The sequence below is a fragment of the Embleya sp. NPDC025285 genome (assembly GCF_055558835.1).
The window spans coordinates 22,411-40,245 of the sequence record NZ_JBVHLU010000096.1; the positions used below are offsets into that span (position 1 = coordinate 22,411).

The following is a 17,835-nucleotide window of genomic DNA, read 5'->3' on the forward strand; positions in this document are numbered from 1 at the left end:
GTTCGGAGCGGTCTGCCAGGATGGGCGGCAAGCGGGGATACGGCCATCCGTGTCCGAAAACCCTCATATCACCGCTTGGCTGAGCAACGAGGAGCAGACGCATGCCCATCGCAACTCCCGAGGTCTACGCCGAGATGCTCGACCGGGCGAAGGCCGGTCGATTCGCCTACCCGGCGATCAACGTGACCTCGTCCCAGACCCTGAACGCCGCGCTGCGCGGCTTCGCCGAGGCGGAGAGCGACGGCATCGTCCAGGTGTCCACGGGCGGCGCGGAGTTCCTGTCCGGCACCACCGTCAAGGACATGGTGGTGGGCTCCGTCGCCTTCGCCGAGTACGCGAAGGTGGTCGCGGAGAAGTACTCGGTGAACATCGCCCTGCACACCGACCACTGCCCCAAGGACAAGCTCGACGGGTTCATGCGCCCGCTGATCGACATCTCCGCCGAGCGCGTGGCCAAGGGGCAGGACCCGCTGTTCCAGTCGCACATGTGGGACGGCTCGGCCGTACCGCTCGACGAGAACCTCGAGATCGCCCGTGAGCTGATCGCCAAGTGCGCCGCCGCGCGGATCATCATGGAGTTGGAGATCGGCGTCGTCGGCGGCGAGGAGGACGGCGTCGACAACGAGATCAACGACAAGCTCTACACCACCCCGGCCGACGCGCTGGAGACGGTCGAGGCGATCGGCCTGGGCGAGAAGGGCCGGTACATGCTGGCCGCGACGTTCGGCAACGTGCACGGCGTGTACAAGCCGGGCAACGTCAAGCTGCGCCCGAGCATCCTCAAGGACATCCAGGACGCGGTCGCCGCGAAGTACGGCCGGGAGAAGCCCTTCGACCTGGTCTTCCACGGCGGCTCGGGCTCGCTCCTGGAGGAGATCCGCGAGGCGCTCGACTACGGCGTGGTCAAGATGAACGTCGACACCGACACGCAGTACGCCTTCACCCGCCCGGTCGCGGACCACATGCTGCGCAACTACGACGGCGTGCTCAAGGTGGACGGCGAGGTCGGCAACAAGAAGCTGTACGACCCGCGTTCGTACGGCAAGGCGGCCGAGACCGGAATGGCCGAGCGGGTCGTCGTGGCCTGCCGGGACCTGCGTTCCGCCGGCACCCGGCTGAAGTAGCACCCGCCGGGGCCACACCCCGCCCGACCGGAGCCCGCGACCACGAGGTCGCGGGCTTCGCGTCGTGACGGGCGATCGTGATGGGCAATCATGGGCCCATGACCATCGATCAGAACCTCTTCGGCGGACCCGACCCCACCTATTTGCCCGAGGAACCCGAGCCGCTGGCGCTGCTCGTGGACGGTGTGCCGCCGGTCGAGGTGGCTGCGAAGTTCCCGACCTTCTCCCTCGCGTGGGCCGAGCTGGCCGACGCCGCGTTCGCCCAGGGCAACGTGATCGAGTCCTACGCCTACGCCCGGGTCGGCTACCACCGCGGCCTGGACGCGCTGCGCCGCTCCGGCTGGCGCGGCCACGGCCCGGTGCCGTGGGAGCACGAGCCGAACCGGGGCTTCCTGCGCTCGCTGCACGCGCTGGCGCGGGCGGCGGGGTCCATCGGCGAGGAGGAGGAGTACTCGCGCTGCACCATCTTCCTGCGGGACAGCAGCCCGGCGGGTGCGGACGCGCTCGAAGGCTGAGCGGGCCCCGGCCTGGGCCGAGGTGGCCCCGAACGCCGGCCGGGCCGGATCCTTTGGCCCGGCCGGCGTTCGGCCCGCGGTTTCGACGCGGTGCTACGCCGGTACGAACAGCCGCCAGCCGCTCGGCCGTACCGTCCACGTGCGCAGCCGTACCGGCCCGGTCGCCATGCCGTCCGCCGCGTAGGTGAAGTCGCGACCGCACACGGTGATCTCGTGTGCGCGCAACTGCACGAGCGCGTCCCGGGCCTGGGCCGCGCCGAACCGGGCGGCACCGGGATGACCGGTGATCATCACGCTCGCGAACCCCGCACCGTTCGTCCCGTTCGCACTCTTCGTCCCGTTGCCGGCGTTGCCGGTGCCGGGCCCGTTCGACGTGACTTCCGTCATCTTCGACCCGGGTGTCACCGAGCCGTCACAGCCCAGGTGTACGGACAACACCGGCCGATCCATGTCGGCTACGACACACCCGTCCGCCTCGATCCGCAGCCGGTGACCCGAGGGCCCCACCGCCGCGCCGACGGTGCTCGACACGGTCCGCACGGCGTGGTCGACCAGCCCGCGCCAACCGCGTCCGGGCACCGTCCGCACCGGCGCGGGACGGGTGGAACGCACCCCGTGGCCGATCCGGATCGAACGCAGCGCGAGGCCGCCCAGGTCGTCCGACATCAGGTCGAAGGAACGTTCGTTCTCGCCCAACGCCACGCGTGCCGCCTTGGCCGGCTCGGCCGGCAGGCCGAGCGCCTCGGCCAGTCCGTGGCCGCTCCCGGTGTCCACCGGGACGATGCCCAACGGGGTGTCCCCGAGCTCTCCCTGGCGATCCAGTAAACGGGCCACGGCGTGCACACCGGCATCCCCGCCGATCACCACGACACGCCGACGGCCCCGTCGCGCGAGCGCGCGCTGCAGGTCGGCGGTGTCCGTGGGAATGACGATCTTGCTGGGGGCGCAGGCCCGCAGAACATCGAGCGCGACCCGGACGGATTCGCCGTCCGCCGAGCGAGCCGCAGGGTCCGTGATCACGAGCAGCGAGCGCTCGGCCGACACCGGTCGTCCTTCCTCAGGTAACCTCTCCCCGCAAGAGCCCCTTGCCGCGCACCGCGTCAAGGGGCTTGGACCGTCCGGGGCTCCCGTTGTCAAACATGCCCCGCCTGGAAGGGGTGTACGCCTCATGCCCGCACTCGTACTCGTCGGCGCCCAATGGGGAGACGAGGGCAAGGGGAAGGCTACCGACCTGCTCGGCGGATCCGTCGACTACGTGGTCCGGTACCAGGGCGGCAACAATGCCGGCCACACCGTTGTCATCGGCGATCAGAAGTACGCCCTCCACCTGCTGCCCTCCGGCATCCTCACGCCCGAGTGCACGCCCGTCATCGGCAACGGTGTCGTGGTCGACCCGGGGGTGCTGCTGCACGAGATCAGCACCCTGGTCGAACGCGGCATCGACACCTCCAAGTTGCTCATCTCGGGCAACGCGCACCTGATCACGCCGTACCACCGCACCCTGGACAAGGTGACGGAACGGTTCCTCGGCAAGCGCAGGATCGGCACCACCGGGCGCGGCATCGGCCCGGCCTACGCCGACAAGATCAACCGGGTCGGGATCCGCGTCCAGGACCTGTTCGACGTCGGCATCCTGACCCAAAAGGTCGAGAGCGCGCTGTCGGACAAGAACCAGATGCTGGTCAAGATGTACAACCGCCGCGAGCTGCGCGTGGAGGAAGTGGTCGAGGAATACCTCGGCTACGCCGAGCAGCTCAAGCCGTACGTCGCCGACACCACGCTGGTCCTGAACCAGGCCCTGGACCAGGGAAGGGTCGTCCTGCTCGAAGGCGGCCAGGGCACGCTGCTGGACGTGGACCACGGCACGTATCCGTTCGTGACGTCCTCCAACCCGACGGCGGGCGGCGCGTGTGCCGGATCCGGCATCGGCCCGACCAAGATCACCGGCGTGATCGGCATCCTCAAGGCGTACACCACGCGTGTGGGTGCCGGACCGTTCCCGACCGAACTCTTCGACGCGGACGGCGAGGCGCTGCGCCGGATCGGCCACGAGCGCGGGGTGACCACCGGTCGCGACCGGCGCTGCGGCTGGTTCGACGCGGTCATCGCGCGCTACGCGACCCGGGTCAACGGGCTCACCGACTTCTTCCTGACCAAGCTGGACGTGCTGACCGGCTGGGAGGAGATCCCGGTCTGCGTCGCCTACGACATCGACGGCGTGCGGCACGACGAACTGCCGATGTCGCAGACCGACTTCCACCACGCGAAGCCGATCTACGAGAAGCTCCCCGGCTGGACCGAGGACATCACCGGCGCGCAGACCTTCGACGACCTGCCCAAGAACGCGCAGGCGTACGTTCGGGCCCTGGAGGACATGTCCGGTGCCCCGATCTCGGCGATCGGCGTCGGTCCCGGCCGCACGCAGACCATCGAGATCAACAGCCTGCTCCGCGGCAAGTAGCGGGCGACGAGGCACTGCGGGGCCCGTCCGACACACTGTCGGATGGGCCCCGTGATCGTTGACAACCTGCGGGTTCGGACGTCGTTTGTCCCGCCGTAGGGTGGCCGCATGAGCACTCTGGACCCGGCGGCCGGGAAGGCCGTCTACGACGCCGACCGCGCCCATGTCTTCCACTCCTGGTCCGCACAGGGGCTCATCAGCCCGCTGGCGGTCGCGGGTGCCGAGGGTTCCTACTTCTGGGACTACGACGGCAACCGGTACCTGGACTTCGCGTCCCAGTTGGTCAACACCAACATCGGGCACCAACACCCCAAGGTCGTCGCGGCGATCAAGGCGCAGGCCGACAAGCTGTGCATGGTCCAGCCGGCCTTCGCCAACGACGCCCGCAGCGAGGCCGCGCGGCTGATCGCCGAGCTCGCGCCGGGCGACCTGAACCGGGTCTTCTTCACCAACGGCGGCGCCGAGGCGAACGAGAACGCGATCCGGATGGCGCGCCTGCACACCGGCCGGCACAAGGTGCTCTCCACCTACCGCTCGTACCACGGCGCCACCGCCAACGCGATCGCGCTGACCGGCGACCCGCGCCGCTGGCCGAACGAGACCGGCGTGTCCGGCATCGTGCACTTCTGGGGCCCGTACGCCTACCGCTCCGCCTTCCACGCGGACGGCGAGGCGCAAGAGTGCGAGCGCGCGCTGGCGCACCTGGAGAACACCATCGTGTTCGAGGGTGCCGCCACGATCGCCGCGATCGTGCTGGAGACCGTGGTGGGCACCGCCGGCATCCTGGTGCCGCCGGCCGGCTACCTCGCCGGTGTCCGGGCGCTGTGCGACAAGTACGGGATCATCCTGATCGCCGACGAGGTGATGGCCGGATTCGGCCGTACCGGCGCGTGGTTCGCGGTGGACAACTGGGGCATCACGCCCGACCTGATCACCTTCGCCAAGGGCGTCAACTCCGGATACGTCCCGCTCGGCGGGGTGATCATCTCCGACCGGATCTTCGAGACCTTCCGCGAGCGCCCCTACCCCGGCGGCCTGACCTACTCCGGTCACCCGCTCGCGTGCGCCGCCGCCGTCGCGACGATCACCGCGATGCGCGAGGAGAAGATCGTCGAGAACGCCAAGTCGCTCGGCGAGAACGTGATCGGACCCGAACTGCGCGCGATGGCCGAGCGGCACGCGAGCATCGGCGAGGTGCGCGGGCTCGGCGTGTTCTGGGCGATCGAACTGGTCAAGAACAAGGAGACCCGCGAGCCGCTGGTCGCCTACAACGCCGCCGGCCCGGCCGCGCAGCCGATGAACGAGTTCACCGCGGCCTGCAAGGCCCGGGGTCTGTGGCCGTTCGTGAACATGAACCGCACCCACGTGGTGCCGCCGTGCACGAGCACCGAGGCCGAGGTCAAGGAGGGCCTGGCCATCCTGGACGAGGCGCTGACCGTCGCGGACGCGTTCTGCGTCTGACCCCGCCCTGATCGGTCGTCAGGTTTCGGTCGACCCGCCCGGGGCGCCCGAACCGGACCGTCGAGAAAAGCCGTACCCGCACCCCGACCGGTGCGGGTACGGCTTTTTCGCGTGCCCTCGGTGCGATCCCCGGGCGTTCGGCGGCCGACTCCCGACGTCGCGGGCGAAATCGGATGGGCACGTTGCTCCCCAAATCGGATATCCGTTCATATGATCGACGCGATCGACTTGATCGGACGGGTGCCCGTCGGCGCGACGGTGCCGACGGCCGGCGAGAAGAGACCGCGTGCAGTCGGCACAGGGCAGTGTTTTAGACGGCGGCCTGCTTTTCGGCGTGGCCGATCCCACCGGCGGGCAGGCCCCGTTGCGGCGGACCAGCCTGCGCCAGGAGATCGCCGAGGTGCTCAGCGACGACCTGGTGACCGGACGACTGGCCGCCGGTACCTCGCTCACCGTCAACGAGACCGCGCAGCGCTTCGGGGTGTCGGCAACCCCCGTACGCGAGGCGCTGATCCAACTGGCCGCGCAGGGCCTGCTGCTCGGCGGCCACCACCGCGGCTTCCAGGTGTGCACCTTCACCTGGACCGACTTCGCCGAGATCGTCGAGTCGCGCCGACTGCTGGGCGTCCCGCTGATCGGCCGCGTCGCGCGCACCGCGCCGGAGGAGGCGATGCCCACACTGCGCTCGCTGGGCGACCGGCTCGACGGGGCGCGCTGGAACGGGGACGTCTCGGAGGTGGCCCTGCTCGATCGCCGCTATTTCGGCGAACTCGGGCGCTGGAGCGGCAATCGCCGACTGGCGGACGTACTGGCCGTGTTGCGGGTCCAAGCCTGGATGTACATCGTTCCCTACCTGCGCGAGGCGCCGCCGACCGAGTCCGGTTGGGGCCGCTACCGCGAACTCGCCGACCGGGTCGCGCGACGCGACGCGGAGGGCGCGATGGCGCTGATGCGCGACTACACCTCGGTCGGCCGCCGGCTCGCTCGCGAACTCGCGGACGCGCGCTGACGATCGCCGTGCCCCAGGGCGGTACGGTGGCGCCCTGAACGCCACCCGCACCGACAAGACCGGGAGCTGCACCGTGGATTGCGACGTCTGGCTCGTTCCGCTCGTGGACGCGCTGTGTCACAACCCGGAGAATCCGTTCCGCGACGAACTGGCCGCCTACGACGCCGCGCTCGTCGGCAACGGCCTGCCGGCCGTGCCGGTGCGCACGTGGCAGCCGGGCACCGCCGAGGTGCGTCTGGCCGGCGCGTTCGACCACGAGTCGCTGCACTACCTGCGCCGCGCCTACCTGCTGCACCGCACGGGGTTCCCGGTCACCCCGGTGGAGCAGTTGGGCGAGGACTACGACCGCCTCCTGGAGACCTTCGAGGCCGCCGCCCAGTTCTCCCACCTGGTCTGGCACTACGACCACGCCGGCGCCTACCTGCCGGTCGACTTCCCGCAGCCGCTGATGGACGACCCGCTGCCCGAGGACGGCGGGCCGCTGGGATCGAGCCTGGGCATGCTGCGCGAGCTGGAGGACCTCGCCCCGTACATCGGCGTGGACCTGCTCGACCCGCCCCGACCCACGCCCACCTACGACGGCGCGCCCTTCGCCCGCGAGCGATTCGTGTGGGCGACCCTGTACGCCGCCGCCCAGGAGAGCGTGACGCTGGGCGCGATGGTGGTCTTCGCCTGAGTTCGATGCCCGCCGCGCGCCCCACTAGGCTGCCGGGTGTGAAGGTCCTCGTGATTGGCAGCGGTGCCCGTGAGCACGCGCTGTGCCGCTCGCTCTCCCTCGACTCCGCGGTCTCCGCCGTCTACTGCGCGCCCGGCAACGCCGGCATCGCCCAGGTGGCCGAGCTGCGCCAGGTCGACGCCCTCAACGCGGGGGACGTCGCCGACCTCGCCCAACGACTCGGCGTCGACCTCGTGGTCGTCGGCCCCGAGGCGCCGCTGGTCGCCGGGGTCGCGGACGCCGTGCGCGCCCGGGGCATCGACTGCTTCGGCCCGTCCGGCACCGCCGCGCGCCTGGAAGGCTCCAAGGCGTTCGCCAAGGAGGTGATGGCCGCGGCCGGCGTGCCCACGGCGCGCAGCTACCTGTGCACCACCCCCGAGGAGGCCGACCGCGCGCTGGACGCGTTCGGGCCGCCGTACGTGGTCAAGGACGACGGCCTCGCCGCCGGCAAGGGCGTTGTGGTCACCGACGACCTCGAGGTCGCCCGCGAGCACGCCGCGTCCTGCGACCGGGTGGTGATCGAGGAGTTCCTGGACGGCCCCGAGGTCTCGCTGTTCGTGCTGTGCGACGGCAACGACGTGGTCGCGCTCCAGCCCGCCCAGGACTTCAAGCGGGTCGGCGACGACGACGCCGGCCCCAACACCGGCGGCATGGGCGCCTACACCCCGCTCCCGTGGGCCCCCGAGGGCCTGACCGAGGACCTGGTGCGCACCGTCGCCCAGCCCACCGTGGACGAGATGCGCCGCCGCGGCACGCCGTTCTCCGGCGTGCTGTTCATCGGCCTGGCGCTGACCTCGCGCGGCCCGCGCGTGATCGAGTACAACTGCCGGTTCGGCGACCCGGAGACCCAGGTCGTGCTGGCGAGCCTGGCCACTCCGCTGGCCGGCGTCCTGCACGCGTCCGCGACCGGTCGCCTGGGCGAGCTGGAGCCGCTGCGCTGGCACGAGGGCGCCGCGGTGACGGTCGTGGTGGCCGCCGAGGACTACCCGGCCACGCCGCGCACCGGCGACCCGATCAAGGGCCTGGCCGAGGTCGCCAAGCTCCCGCACACCTACGTCCTGCACGGCGGCACCCGTCGCGGCGAGGGCGGCGAGGTGCTCTCCTCCGGCGGGCGGGTGCTCTCGGTGACCGGCACCGGAGCGACCCTGGAACAGGCACGCAAACGTGCGTACGAGGGCGTCGCGCTGATCGCCCTGCCCGGCTCGCACCATCGCACCGACATCGCGGCCAAGGCGATCCGGGGCGAGATCAGCATCGCGGACCGCGTCCCGAACGGCTGAATTCGGCCGTTCGGTCCCGTCATCGGTCGGCTCAAACCCACGCAGCCGTCCGGCCCCGGATCTCACTCGCAGGGATGGTGTTCGGCCCGAAGGGGCTGAACACCCGAACTCGTCGCATTATCGTGCGAGCACCGCGGGTCGTGACCGACGACCCGGACGAGTGATCCCCGGATCCAGGATCGGATGGGGGCGATGCGTGTGGGCGAGTCGGCCGAACCGCTTGCGCCGGCCGAGGCGCGTGCGCTGGCGCGCGCGGTGCTGTGGGTGCGCAACGGCGCTGTCCTTGCCGCGCTCACGGCCGCAGGCCTGCTGCTCTACGGCGCTTCGCGCAACTTCGGCGAGAGCGCCCCGGGCACGCTGCTGGCCACCCTCGCGGTGGCCCTGGTGGCGGTGCTCGCGTGGGTCGCGCTCGACCTCGCACTGGTGCGCAGGACGGGTGTCCCGGCGATCACGTTGGGCCCGCGGGACGCCCCGGAGCTGCACGCGATGGTGCGCGAGCTGGCCGAGGAACTGCACGTGCCGGCACCCGACGGCATTCGATTGTGCCCCGAATGCGACAGCTGGCTGGAACCCGACCCCCGCCGGCGCCGGCGCACCGTGCTGGTGATCGGCGCGCCCTTCCTGTGGTGGCTGCGGGTGGGCGAGCTGCGCGCGCTGCTCGCGCCGGTCGTGGCGGGCACCGAGGCCTCCGCCGAACCGGCCGTCGCGGGCGCGCGGCGCTGGGTGCGCCGGCTGGACGCGGTCGCCGACGTGCGCCGCCCGCTGGGCCCGGTCCCGCTGCGCCCGGCCCGGCGGGCCTCCCGCGCGTTCGCCCGCCAACTGCTCGGCCTGTGCCAGGGGCACGCCGAACTGATGGAGCGCGAGATCGCGGTCGGCGCGGCGGCGCTGGCCATCCCGCTGGAGCCGGAGCTGCGGGCCACCGCGCACGAACAGGTCGGCCTGGCCTACGCGGGCTGGGACCGGCTGCTGACCCGGCTCGCCGCCCCCGCGTGGACGATCGGGCGGCATCCGGACGCGCTGATGGCGGGCGTGGTGTCGGCGCTGACCGAGCTCTCCCGACGGGACAAGCTGGCGAACGCGTTCGGCGCGCGCCTGGCCGAGCGGCCCGCCAGCGACCTGCTCACCGACGCGGTCGCCATGGACGGCGAGATCTCCCGCCTCGCGGCGGGCATCTTCGCGGACGGGCCGACCCCGGACCCGGTCGACTGGGCGGAGTACCCGGAGGCGGTCATCGAGCCGGTCTGGCGGGCCCGGGCCGAGGCGTTCGCGGCCCCGGTCGACGACGCCCTGGCGGTGCTGCGCCGGGATCCGGACGAGGACCACCGCAAGGCCGCCGACCACCTGTTCGCGGTGGTCGCGTGCGCGGCCCTGGACACCGGCCGGATGCACCCGGCGGTGGATTGGCTGGACGGCCCGGTCCTGGTCGACGGAAGCGGCCACGCGGTCGACCTGGCGACCCTGATCACCCGCGCCGTCGACGAGGGCAACGACGCCCCGCTGCGCACCTGGTTGGCCCGGATCGGCATCGCCACCCGAGAGCCGGTGCACCCGGGCGGCTCGGCCGCCTGAGGCGTGCCCTCGTCGGCGCACGGCCGCGACCGGTTCGACGCCGTCGGGGCCGTCGGGGCGTGGAAGGCGTCGTGAAAGACTCGCCTCACCCCACCACGACCCAAGAAAGCGCTGGTTTCAGTGAGCGGATTCGTCACCAAGCCCGAGCCGGTCGAGGTCCCCGGTCTGACCCACATCCACACCGGCAAGGTGCGCGACCTGTACACCGACGCCGAGGGCAACCTCGTGATGGTGGCCAGCAACCGGATGTCGGCCTTCGACTGGGTCCTGGACCCGGAGATCCCGGAGAAGGGCCGGATCCTCACCAGCATGTCGCTGTGGTGGTTCGACCTGCTCGCGGACCTGTACCCGAACCACGTGATCTCCACGGAGGTGCCGGCCGGCGCCCCCGCCGACTGGGCCGGCCGCGCGCTGGTGTGCCGCCGCCTGGACATGGTGCCGGTGGAGTGCGTCGCCCGCGGCTACCTGACCGGATCCGGCCTGGTGGAGTACCGCGCCTCGCGCACGGTGTGCGGCATCGCGCTGCCCGAGGGCCTGACCGACGGCTCCGAACTGCCCGCGCCGATCTTCACCCCGGCGACCAAGGCCGAGGTCGGCGAGCACGACGAGAACGTCTCGTACGAGTACGTCGCCGAGCACCACGGCGCCGAGTTGGCCGCCACGCTGCGCCGGGCCACGCTGGCCGTGTACGGCCGGGCCCGGGACATCGCTCGCGAGCGCGGGATCATCCTGGCCGACACCAAGTTCGAGTTCGGCCTCGACCCGCAGGGCGGCCTCGTCCTGGCCGACGAGGTGCTCACCCCGGACTCGTCGCGCTTTTGGCCCGCCGACGAGTGGGAGCCCGGGCACGCCCAGCCGTCCTTCGACAAGCAGTACGTGCGCGACTGGCTGGCGTCGTCCGAGTCCGGCTGGGATCGCGCGGCGGACACCCCGCCACCCGCCATGCCCGAGGCGGTCGTGCAGCGCACGCACGAGAAGTACGTCGAGGCGTACGAGCGTCTGACCGGACGGCGTTGGGCCTGACCCGGTGACCCGATCCGTCGTCGGCCCCGGTCGCCCCGGGCCGACGACGGATCGGCCGGCCCACGGATGGTGCGCCGCATTCCGCGCGGCCGACAGGTAGGGACGACAAGCGCGGACGACAAGAAGGCCGGATCACAGGAGTGATCCGGCCTTCTTATGGAGCGGACGACGAGATTCGAACTCGCGACCCTCACCTTGGCAAGGTGATGCTCTACCAACTGAGCCACGTCCGCACGACTCGGGGTTTCGGCCCCGCGTTGTGTCCCAACCCTACCCGATCCGCGGAGGTGGTTGCCACCGACCTCGGTTCGAGGGGCCGAGCAGAGCAGGCGACAGGAATCGAACACTGCGTCTCCCCCTTGGAAAGGGGGCGCTCTACCACTGAGCTACGCCTGCGTGTGTTCCCCGGTTTCCCGGGTGCAAGAGAACTCTATAGGACCCCCGGAGGTGCCGAGTACGCTCCGGAGTCGGATCGCTACAGATGTCCGCATTTGCCGGAAAAGTTCTTCCGGGACGGCCCGGCCCCCGTCCCGCCGACAGGTGCGGAACGGGGGCCGAAAGGCCCGGTGGGGCGTCGATCGAGCCCAACGCCCGGGACGGTGCTGCCGTCAGTTGGCGGTGTTGGCGGCCTCGAATTCCGCGTACACGCGGGCCGGGATGCGCCCGCGGGCGGGCACGTCCATGCCGCGTGCACGAGCCCAGGCCCGCACCGCCGCGGGGTCGGAGGTGACGGTCGTCTGGCGGAACGGCTTTCCCGTGCGCGCGGTGCGCCGCGCGACCGCGAGATAAGGAGCCAGGGCATCCCGCATCTGCTGAACGTGCTCTTCCGAAAGGTCGATTTCATACGACTTGCCGTCGAGGCCGAAACGGATGGTTTCCGTGGCCTCGCTTCCGTCGATGTCGTCGTGCAGGCTGACGACTACACGCTGGGCCATGGCGGTGTCCTCTCGGGTGATAGCACCGAGGCGAAAAACAAAACTACATTGCCGAGTCTAAGCGCTAAACGCGAACCGTAGCGGTGTCGTCCGCTGTTCTTCGGTTCGGTAAGCGCTAATTTACCGGTCGGCGATTCGTTTTCACGATACGCGAGATATTCCTCTCGCCGCGCGCGCACGGGCGTGTCCGCAGGCCGGGCCGGCGCGTGATCCACAGCCTGTGGACAACGCGACGATGAGTCGAGCTCGCGCGAGCCCCGAGTGAGGCGCATTGCCCGTTTGATGGTGATTTAGCGGCATCTTGACCGGGTCGACTCCCCTGTGGACAACTCCAAAGCTGTGGATAACTTGGCGCCGGAACGGCCTCCCGGAGCCGGCCGGTACCCTGATACCGCCGATCCATCGGGTGCCGGCGTCGACCGGCCCGATCCAGCAGCAGGGTCCGAACCCCCGTATCCCGGATACGGACCGGCCCGAACCATCACAGTGGGAGTGCCTGTGGCACGCGTCGTCGTCGACGTCATGCTCAAGCCGGAAATCCTCGATCCCCAGGGGCAGGCCGTGCAGCGCGCGCTGCCGCGTCTGGGATTCGACGGAATCACCGACGTCCGCCAAGGCAAGCGTTTCGAACTGGAGCTGGAGGGACCGGTCGACGAGGCCGCCCTCGCCCGCATCCGCGAAGCCGCCGAGTCGTTCCTCGCCAACACCGTGATCGAGGACTTCGTGGTCCGCGTCGAGGCGGAGGAGGGGAAGTGACGATCCGCGTCGGCGTCGTCACCTTCCCCGGCTCGCTCGACGACCGCGACGCCCGGCGCGCGGTGCGTATCGCCGGCGCCGAGCCGGTCGCCCTGTGGCACAAGGACAAGAACCTCCAGCAGGTCGACGCGATCGTCCTCCCCGGCGGTTTCTCGTACGGCGACTACCTGCGTTGCGGAGCCATCTCGCGCTTCTCGCCGGTCATGGAATCGGTGATCGAGCAAGCGCAAGCCGGCCTTCCGGTATTGGGCATCTGCAACGGTTTCCAAATTCTTTGCGAATCCCACCTGCTGCCGGGCGCGCTCACCCGGAACGACCACCTGCACTTCATCTGCCGCGACCAAAAGTTGCGCATCGAGAACGTGTCCACCGCGTGGACGTCGGACTTCGCGCCGGGGCAGGAGATCACCGTTCCGCTCAAGAACGGTGAAGGCGGTTTCGTCGCCGACGAGCGCACCCTGGACATGTTGGAGGCCGAGGGCCGCGTGATCGCGCGCTACCTCGACGTCAACCCGAACGGATCGCGGCGCGACATCGCCGGCATCAGCAACGCCGCCGGGAACGTGGTCGGCCTGATGCCGCACCCCGAGCACGCGGTCGAACCGCTGACCGGTCCGACGACCGAGGGCCTCCCCTTCTTCACCTCGATCCTGAAGCGCCTGGTGAACGCCTGATGAGCCTGGACACCGTCAAGAACGCGGTCGACCACCCCGAGGTCGAGCAGCCCTTCGCCGAACTCGGCCTCAAGCCCGACGAGTACGCGCGCATCCGGGAGATCCTCGGCCGCCGGCCGACCTCCTCCGAGCTGGCGATGTACTCGGTGATGTGGTCCGAGCACTGCTCGTACAAGTCGAGCAAGGTGCACCTGCGCCAGTTCGGCGACAAGATGCCCGCCAACGACGCGATGCTGGTGGGCATCGGCGAGAACGCCGGTGTCGTCGACGTCGGCCAGGGCTACGCAGTGACCTTCAAGGTCGAGTCGCACAACCACCCGTCCTACGTGGAGCCGTACCAGGGCGCCGCGACCGGCATCGGTGGCATCGTGCGCGACATCCTGGCGATGGGCGCCCGCCCGGTCGCGGTGATGGACCCGCTGCGCTTCGGCGCGGCCGGGCACCCCGACACCCGGCGCGTGCTGCCCGGCGTGGTCGCGGGCATCGGCGGCTACGGCAACTGCCTGGGCCTGCCCAACATCGGCGGCGAGATCGTCTTCGACCCCTGCTACCAGGGCAACCCGCTGGTCAACGCGCTGTGCGTGGGCGTGATGAAGCACGAGGACATCCACCTCGCGCAGGCCTCGGGCGCGGGCAACCTGGTGATCCTGTACGGCGCCCGCACCGGCGGCGACGGGATCGGCGGCGTCTCGGTGCTGGCCTCGGAGACCTTCGACGCCGACGGCCCGGCCAAGCGTCCGGCCGTCCAGGTCGGCGACCCGTTCCAGGAGAAGCTGCTGATCGAGTGCACCCTGGAGCTGTTCCGCGAGCACCTGGTCGCGGGCATCCAGGACCTCGGCGGCGCGGGCCTGTCCTGCGCGACCTCCGAGCTGGCCTCGGCCGGTTCCGGCGGTATGCGGGTCGAGCTGGACACCGTCCCGCTGCGCGACCACACGCTCTCGCCCGAAGAGATCCTGATGAGCGAGTCGCAGGAGCGCATGTGCGCGGTCGTGGAGCCGGCCCACGTGGCCCGCTTCATGGAGATCTGCGACAAGTGGGACGTGATCGCCACCGTCGTCGGCGAGGTCACCGAGGGCGACCGGCTGGAGATCTACTGGCACGGCGAGCAGATCGTCGACGTGCCGCCGCGCACCGTCGCGCACGAAGGCCCCGTCTACGAGCGGCCGTTCGCGCGCCCGCAGTGGCAGGACACGCTCCAGGCGGACGCCGCCGAGCGGTTGCCGCGCCCGGGCACGGCCGAAGAGCTCAAGGCCACCCTGCTCGAGGTCGTCGCGTCGCCGAACCTGGCGGACAAGTCGTGGGTCACCGACCAGTACGACCGCTACGTCCTCGGCAACACCGTGCTGGCCCAGCCGGAGGACTCCGGCATGGTCCGGATCGACGAGGAGACCGGCCTGGGGGTCGCGCTCGCCACCGACGGCAACGGCCGCTTCTGCAAGCTCGACCCGTACATCGGCGCGCAGCTCGCGCTGGCCGAGGCGTACCGCAACGTGGCCACCACCGGTGCCAAGCCGCTGGCCGTCACCGACTGCCTCAACTTCGGCTCGCCCGAGGACCCGGCGGTGATGTGGCAGTTCGCCGAGACCACGCGCGGTCTCGCGGACGCGTGCCAGATCCTGGGCACGCCGGTCACCGGCGGCAACGTTTCGTTCTACAACCAGACCGGCGAGACGGCGATCCACCCGACGCCGGTGGTCGGCGTGCTGGGTGTGATCGACGACGTCGAGCGGCGCACGCCGATCGGCTTCGCCGAGGAGGGGCAGATCATCCTGCTCCTGGGCGACACGCACGAGGAGTTGTCCGGCTCGGCGTGGGCGCAGGTGGCGCACGACCACCTCGGCGGCCTGCCGCCGAGGGTCGACCTGGAGCGCGAGCGGCTGCTCGCCGAGGTCCTGATCGCGGGTTCGCGGGACGGCATGATCGACGCCGCGCACGACCTCGCCGACGGCGGTCTGGCCCAGGCGCTGGTCGAGGCGTGCCTGGCCGGAGGCCACGGCGCCCGGGTGGTGCTGGCCGAGGACCTCGACCCGACCGTCGCGCTGTTCAGCGAGTCGGCGGGCCGGGCGATCGTCGCGGTGCCGCGGAGCGAGGAACTGCGCTTCTCCGACATGTGCAAGGTGCGCGGCCTGCCGTGCGCGCGGATCGGTGTGGTCGACGGTGACACGCTCGACTTCCAGGGCCACTTCACGGTGGCGCTGAGCGAGCTGCGCACCGCTCACGAGGAGACCCTCAAGGGCCTGTTCGGCTGACCGGCGACATCCAGTGCCCGTGCGGGGTGCCTCGTGCACCCCTCACGGGCACTGTTGCCTTTCGGCCTTCAGGTTGCGATCGAAGCTCACGCGCACGGGAGTCCCCCGGGGCGGGGTGTACTCCAGCGTGCGGTTGTCCAGGAACCGCACGCCCGTGATCGTCGCCCCGTGGTCCTCGCACTCGCTCAGGATGCTCGTGCTCCGGTCCAGGCCCGCAGTCGACCGGATCTCCAGGTCGTAGATCGAGTCGACCGAGTACGAGGCCGCGCCGTCCACCTGCAGTGCCCGAATCCGGCCGTCCGGTGACACCGCCACGACCTTCCCGGCCGGGCGATCGTCCAGGGTGAGTGCGGTGACCACCGTGCCGAGGGCCATCACCAGCCCGGCCACGAACGCGAGTCCCAGTGCCGCCACGCGGACCACGAGGGCGCGGAACGTGGCCGCGACCTCGATCCCGATCAGGCAGATCCCGAGCGCGGCCGGAACCACCCCGCCGGTCAGGATCCCCCGGTCGAACACGTCCAGGTTCCACGGATTGGCCGCCGCGATCCGCCACGTGATCAACGCCACGGCGGCAGGTCCCAGCAGCAGCGTTCTGCGGACGATCACCGCGATGGGGACCGCACGCCGTGTGGAGCCGGCGCCGGCGCTTGTCCTGCTGCTCGATTCCGCGCCGGACCTCGTCCCCAGGCGCATCGCCCACCCCCGTCGGCGCGGTGAGACCGCACCGCTACGTCCCCAACCGGTACGGCCGGAAGGTACCGTGCCCGGACCAGTACGGGTAGGGAATTGTGCCATGGTGCGCGCCCTTCGAGGCACTCTCCTCGTACGCGTGATACCTCGTGTGCGCCGCGTCCGCCCAGCCCGCGAAGATCAGCGTGTGCCCGGCCGCGCCGGGCGCGGTGTCGAGCAGGATGTCCCCGGGACGCAGGTCGTCCTTGCCGATCGGGTGCGACACCTCCGGGAGGGTCACCGTGGTCAACCCCGGTGGCGGCAGGCCCCAGGCCATCGAGACCAGCCCCGAGCAGTCCGTACGGTAGCCGTCGTGCAGCCCGGTCATGCTGTAGCCCAGCCGCAGGTCGGCCCACCGCTTCGCGCGGGCCACGATCTCGTCCCCGTCCGGCGCGGGCGAGCCGTCCGGCGGGGCCGCGGCACCCGCCCCGCCCGACACGACCGACGTGATGCGGGCGATGCCCGCGCCGCGGCCCATCGGCCGGATCGTGACCGGGCCGCGGAATGCCTCGGGCAGCACGAACGGCGGCTCGGCGACCCGGACCGACGCGGCGGGCGGCGGTGGGAGAGCGGGACCGGCCGACACCAGGGTCGGCAACCGGGTCGCCGCGGTCGTGTCCACCTCCGCGTACGCCCGGGCGCTCTCGGTCAGCCGGTCGGCCAGATCCACGCCGGTGCGCTCGGCCCGATCCAGCGTCTCCACCGCGTCGCGCAGCCGGGCCCGCAGCATCTCGAAGGTCGCCGGCGCCAGCGGCCTGCTCGCCGCGACATCCACCGCCGCGACCCGCTCGCGCAGCGCCCACACCTCGCCGGCGACCGCGCGCAGCCGGCCCGCGAGCGCCATCAGCGCGTCCGGCACCGCGGTGAACCCGGCGGTCACCGCGTCGCCCACCGCTCGTCCAGCCAGGCCGCGCTGCCGCCGGCCGGAAGGCGCTCCCGTGCGTCCGGCCCGGCCGCAGCCCGGGCCGCCCGCTCGTTGGCCGCGATCCGGGCCAGTGCCGCCCGCATCGCCGCAGCGTGTGCCCGCAGCGCCTCGACCACCGCGAGCACGGCCGGTTCGGCCGCCGCGCACTCGCGGCGCCAGGCCTGCGCCCGGGCCGCGAAGGCGTCCGCCGCGGTGCCGCGCCATTCGATGGTCATCGGCCCGGGCCGCACCCGCTCGCCGGCCGCCGCCAACTCACTCGCGATCGCCTCGACCCGGTCGGGGTCCCCGTAATTGCTCATGTCCCCAGCGTGGCGACGCGGGGGGGGGGGGGGGGGGGGGGGGGGGGGGGGGGGGGGGGGAGGAAGAGGACGCCTCTTCTAAGCAGGAAGAAGGGGGGGGGGGGGAGA

General features: G+C 71.3%; 17 protein-coding genes and 2 tRNA genes. 12 read left to right on the forward strand and 7 right to left on the reverse strand.

The window, feature by feature from the left end; all coding sequences use genetic code 11:
- Positions 1-101: 101 nt before the first annotated feature.
- Positions 102-1,124, forward strand: a complete 1,023-nt coding sequence (gene fbaA, locus ACZ4FV_RS40980; RefSeq protein WP_395864650.1) for a class II fructose-bisphosphate aldolase — start codon at positions 102-104, stop codon at positions 1,122-1,124.
- Positions 1,125-1,222: 98 nt separating this feature from the next.
- Positions 1,223-1,639, forward strand: a complete 417-nt coding sequence (locus tag ACZ4FV_RS40985) for a DUF3151 domain-containing protein (RefSeq protein ID WP_395864648.1) — start codon at positions 1,223-1,225, stop codon at positions 1,637-1,639.
- 93 nt (positions 1,640-1,732) lie between these two features.
- Here ACZ4FV_RS40985 and ACZ4FV_RS40990 read toward each other — a convergent pair whose 3' ends face one another.
- Positions 1,733-2,683: a diacylglycerol kinase family protein gene (locus ACZ4FV_RS40990; protein ID WP_402235758.1), complete on the reverse strand. Its 951-nt coding sequence runs from the start codon at positions 2,681-2,683 to the stop codon at positions 1,733-1,735.
- A 124-nt stretch (positions 2,684-2,807) separates the two neighbouring features.
- Between ACZ4FV_RS40990 and ACZ4FV_RS40995 the strand changes: the two genes are divergently transcribed.
- The 7 genes from ACZ4FV_RS40995 to ACZ4FV_RS41025 all read left to right on the forward strand — a co-directional run bounded on the left by ACZ4FV_RS40995 (position 2,808) and on the right by ACZ4FV_RS41025 (position 11,157).
- Complete coding sequence (locus ACZ4FV_RS40995; protein ID WP_395864644.1) at positions 2,808-4,100, forward strand: adenylosuccinate synthase; 1,293 nt, start codon at positions 2,808-2,810, stop codon at positions 4,098-4,100.
- A 108-nt stretch (positions 4,101-4,208) separates the two neighbouring features.
- Positions 4,209-5,561 carry an aspartate aminotransferase family protein gene (locus ACZ4FV_RS41000; protein WP_402235761.1) on the forward strand — a complete coding sequence of 451 codons (1,353 nt, stop codon included), beginning with the start codon at positions 4,209-4,211 and terminating at the stop codon, positions 5,559-5,561.
- Between the two features lie 286 nt (positions 5,562-5,847).
- Positions 5,848-6,570: a GntR family transcriptional regulator gene (locus ACZ4FV_RS41005; RefSeq protein ID WP_395864640.1), complete on the forward strand. Its 723-nt coding sequence runs from the start codon at positions 5,848-5,850 to the stop codon at positions 6,568-6,570.
- Between the two features lie 73 nt (positions 6,571-6,643).
- Positions 6,644-7,246, forward strand: a complete 603-nt coding sequence (locus ACZ4FV_RS41010; RefSeq protein ID WP_355545100.1) for a hypothetical protein — start codon at positions 6,644-6,646, stop codon at positions 7,244-7,246.
- A 38-nt stretch (positions 7,247-7,284) separates the two neighbouring features.
- Positions 7,285-8,565 carry a phosphoribosylamine--glycine ligase gene (purD, locus tag ACZ4FV_RS41015; protein ID WP_465325786.1) on the forward strand — a complete coding sequence of 427 codons (1,281 nt, stop codon included), beginning with the start codon at positions 7,285-7,287 and terminating at the stop codon, positions 8,563-8,565.
- A 183-nt stretch (positions 8,566-8,748) separates the two neighbouring features.
- Positions 8,749-10,134 carry a M48 family metalloprotease gene (locus ACZ4FV_RS41020; protein ID WP_465325788.1) on the forward strand — a complete coding sequence of 462 codons (1,386 nt, stop codon included), beginning with the start codon at positions 8,749-8,751 and terminating at the stop codon, positions 10,132-10,134.
- 120 nt (positions 10,135-10,254) lie between these two features.
- On the forward strand, positions 10,255-11,157 hold the full coding sequence (locus ACZ4FV_RS41025) for a phosphoribosylaminoimidazolesuccinocarboxamide synthase (protein WP_395864634.1): 903 nt from the start codon (positions 10,255-10,257) through the stop codon (positions 11,155-11,157).
- A gap of 157 nt (positions 11,158-11,314) precedes the next feature.
- On the opposite strand, the gene ACZ4FV_RS41030 is transcribed toward ACZ4FV_RS41025, so the two are convergent.
- From ACZ4FV_RS41030 to ACZ4FV_RS41040, 3 genes are all read right to left on the reverse strand, one after another.
- A tRNA-Gly gene (locus tag ACZ4FV_RS41030) sits at positions 11,315-11,390 on the reverse strand.
- A gap of 91 nt (positions 11,391-11,481) precedes the next feature.
- Positions 11,482-11,553, reverse strand: a tRNA-Gly gene (locus ACZ4FV_RS41035).
- A 212-nt stretch (positions 11,554-11,765) separates the two neighbouring features.
- Positions 11,766-12,092, reverse strand: a complete 327-nt coding sequence (locus tag ACZ4FV_RS41040; RefSeq protein WP_126636576.1) for a histone-like nucleoid-structuring protein Lsr2 — start codon at positions 12,090-12,092, stop codon at positions 11,766-11,768.
- A gap of 498 nt (positions 12,093-12,590) precedes the next feature.
- Between ACZ4FV_RS41040 and purS the strand changes: the two genes are divergently transcribed.
- From purS to purL, 3 genes are read left to right on the forward strand one after another with little or no spacing between them, the layout of a single operon-like run.
- Entirely contained in the window at positions 12,591-12,848 is a 258-nt protein-coding gene (gene purS, locus ACZ4FV_RS41045) for a phosphoribosylformylglycinamidine synthase subunit PurS (protein WP_391589184.1), read from the forward strand.
- Positions 12,845-13,522: a phosphoribosylformylglycinamidine synthase subunit PurQ gene (purQ, locus tag ACZ4FV_RS41050; RefSeq protein WP_395864632.1), complete on the forward strand. Its 678-nt coding sequence runs from the start codon at positions 12,845-12,847 to the stop codon at positions 13,520-13,522. The genes purS and purQ overlap by 4 nt, the downstream gene beginning before the upstream one ends.
- Positions 13,522-15,771, forward strand: coding sequence for a phosphoribosylformylglycinamidine synthase subunit PurL (gene purL / locus ACZ4FV_RS41055; protein WP_395864630.1), 2,250 nt, complete (start codon positions 13,522-13,524; stop codon positions 15,769-15,771). Before purQ ends, purL begins: the two co-directional genes overlap by 1 nt.
- 42 nt (positions 15,772-15,813) lie before the next feature.
- Here purL and ACZ4FV_RS41060 read toward each other — a convergent pair whose 3' ends face one another.
- From ACZ4FV_RS41060 to ACZ4FV_RS41070, 3 genes are all read right to left on the reverse strand, one after another.
- Positions 15,814-16,380 carry a hypothetical protein gene (locus tag ACZ4FV_RS41060; RefSeq protein WP_395864628.1) on the reverse strand — a complete coding sequence of 189 codons (567 nt, stop codon included), beginning with the start codon at positions 16,378-16,380 and terminating at the stop codon, positions 15,814-15,816.
- A gap of 121 nt (positions 16,381-16,501) precedes the next feature.
- A complete protein-coding gene (locus ACZ4FV_RS41065) occupies positions 16,502-17,395 on the reverse strand; it encodes a type VII secretion target (protein ID WP_402235768.1) in 894 nt (297 codons plus the stop codon).
- A complete protein-coding gene (locus tag ACZ4FV_RS41070) occupies positions 17,380-17,727 on the reverse strand; it encodes a hypothetical protein (protein ID WP_395864624.1) in 348 nt (115 codons plus the stop codon). Before ACZ4FV_RS41070 ends, ACZ4FV_RS41065 begins: the two co-directional genes overlap by 16 nt.
- Positions 17,728-17,835 lie beyond the last annotated feature (108 nt).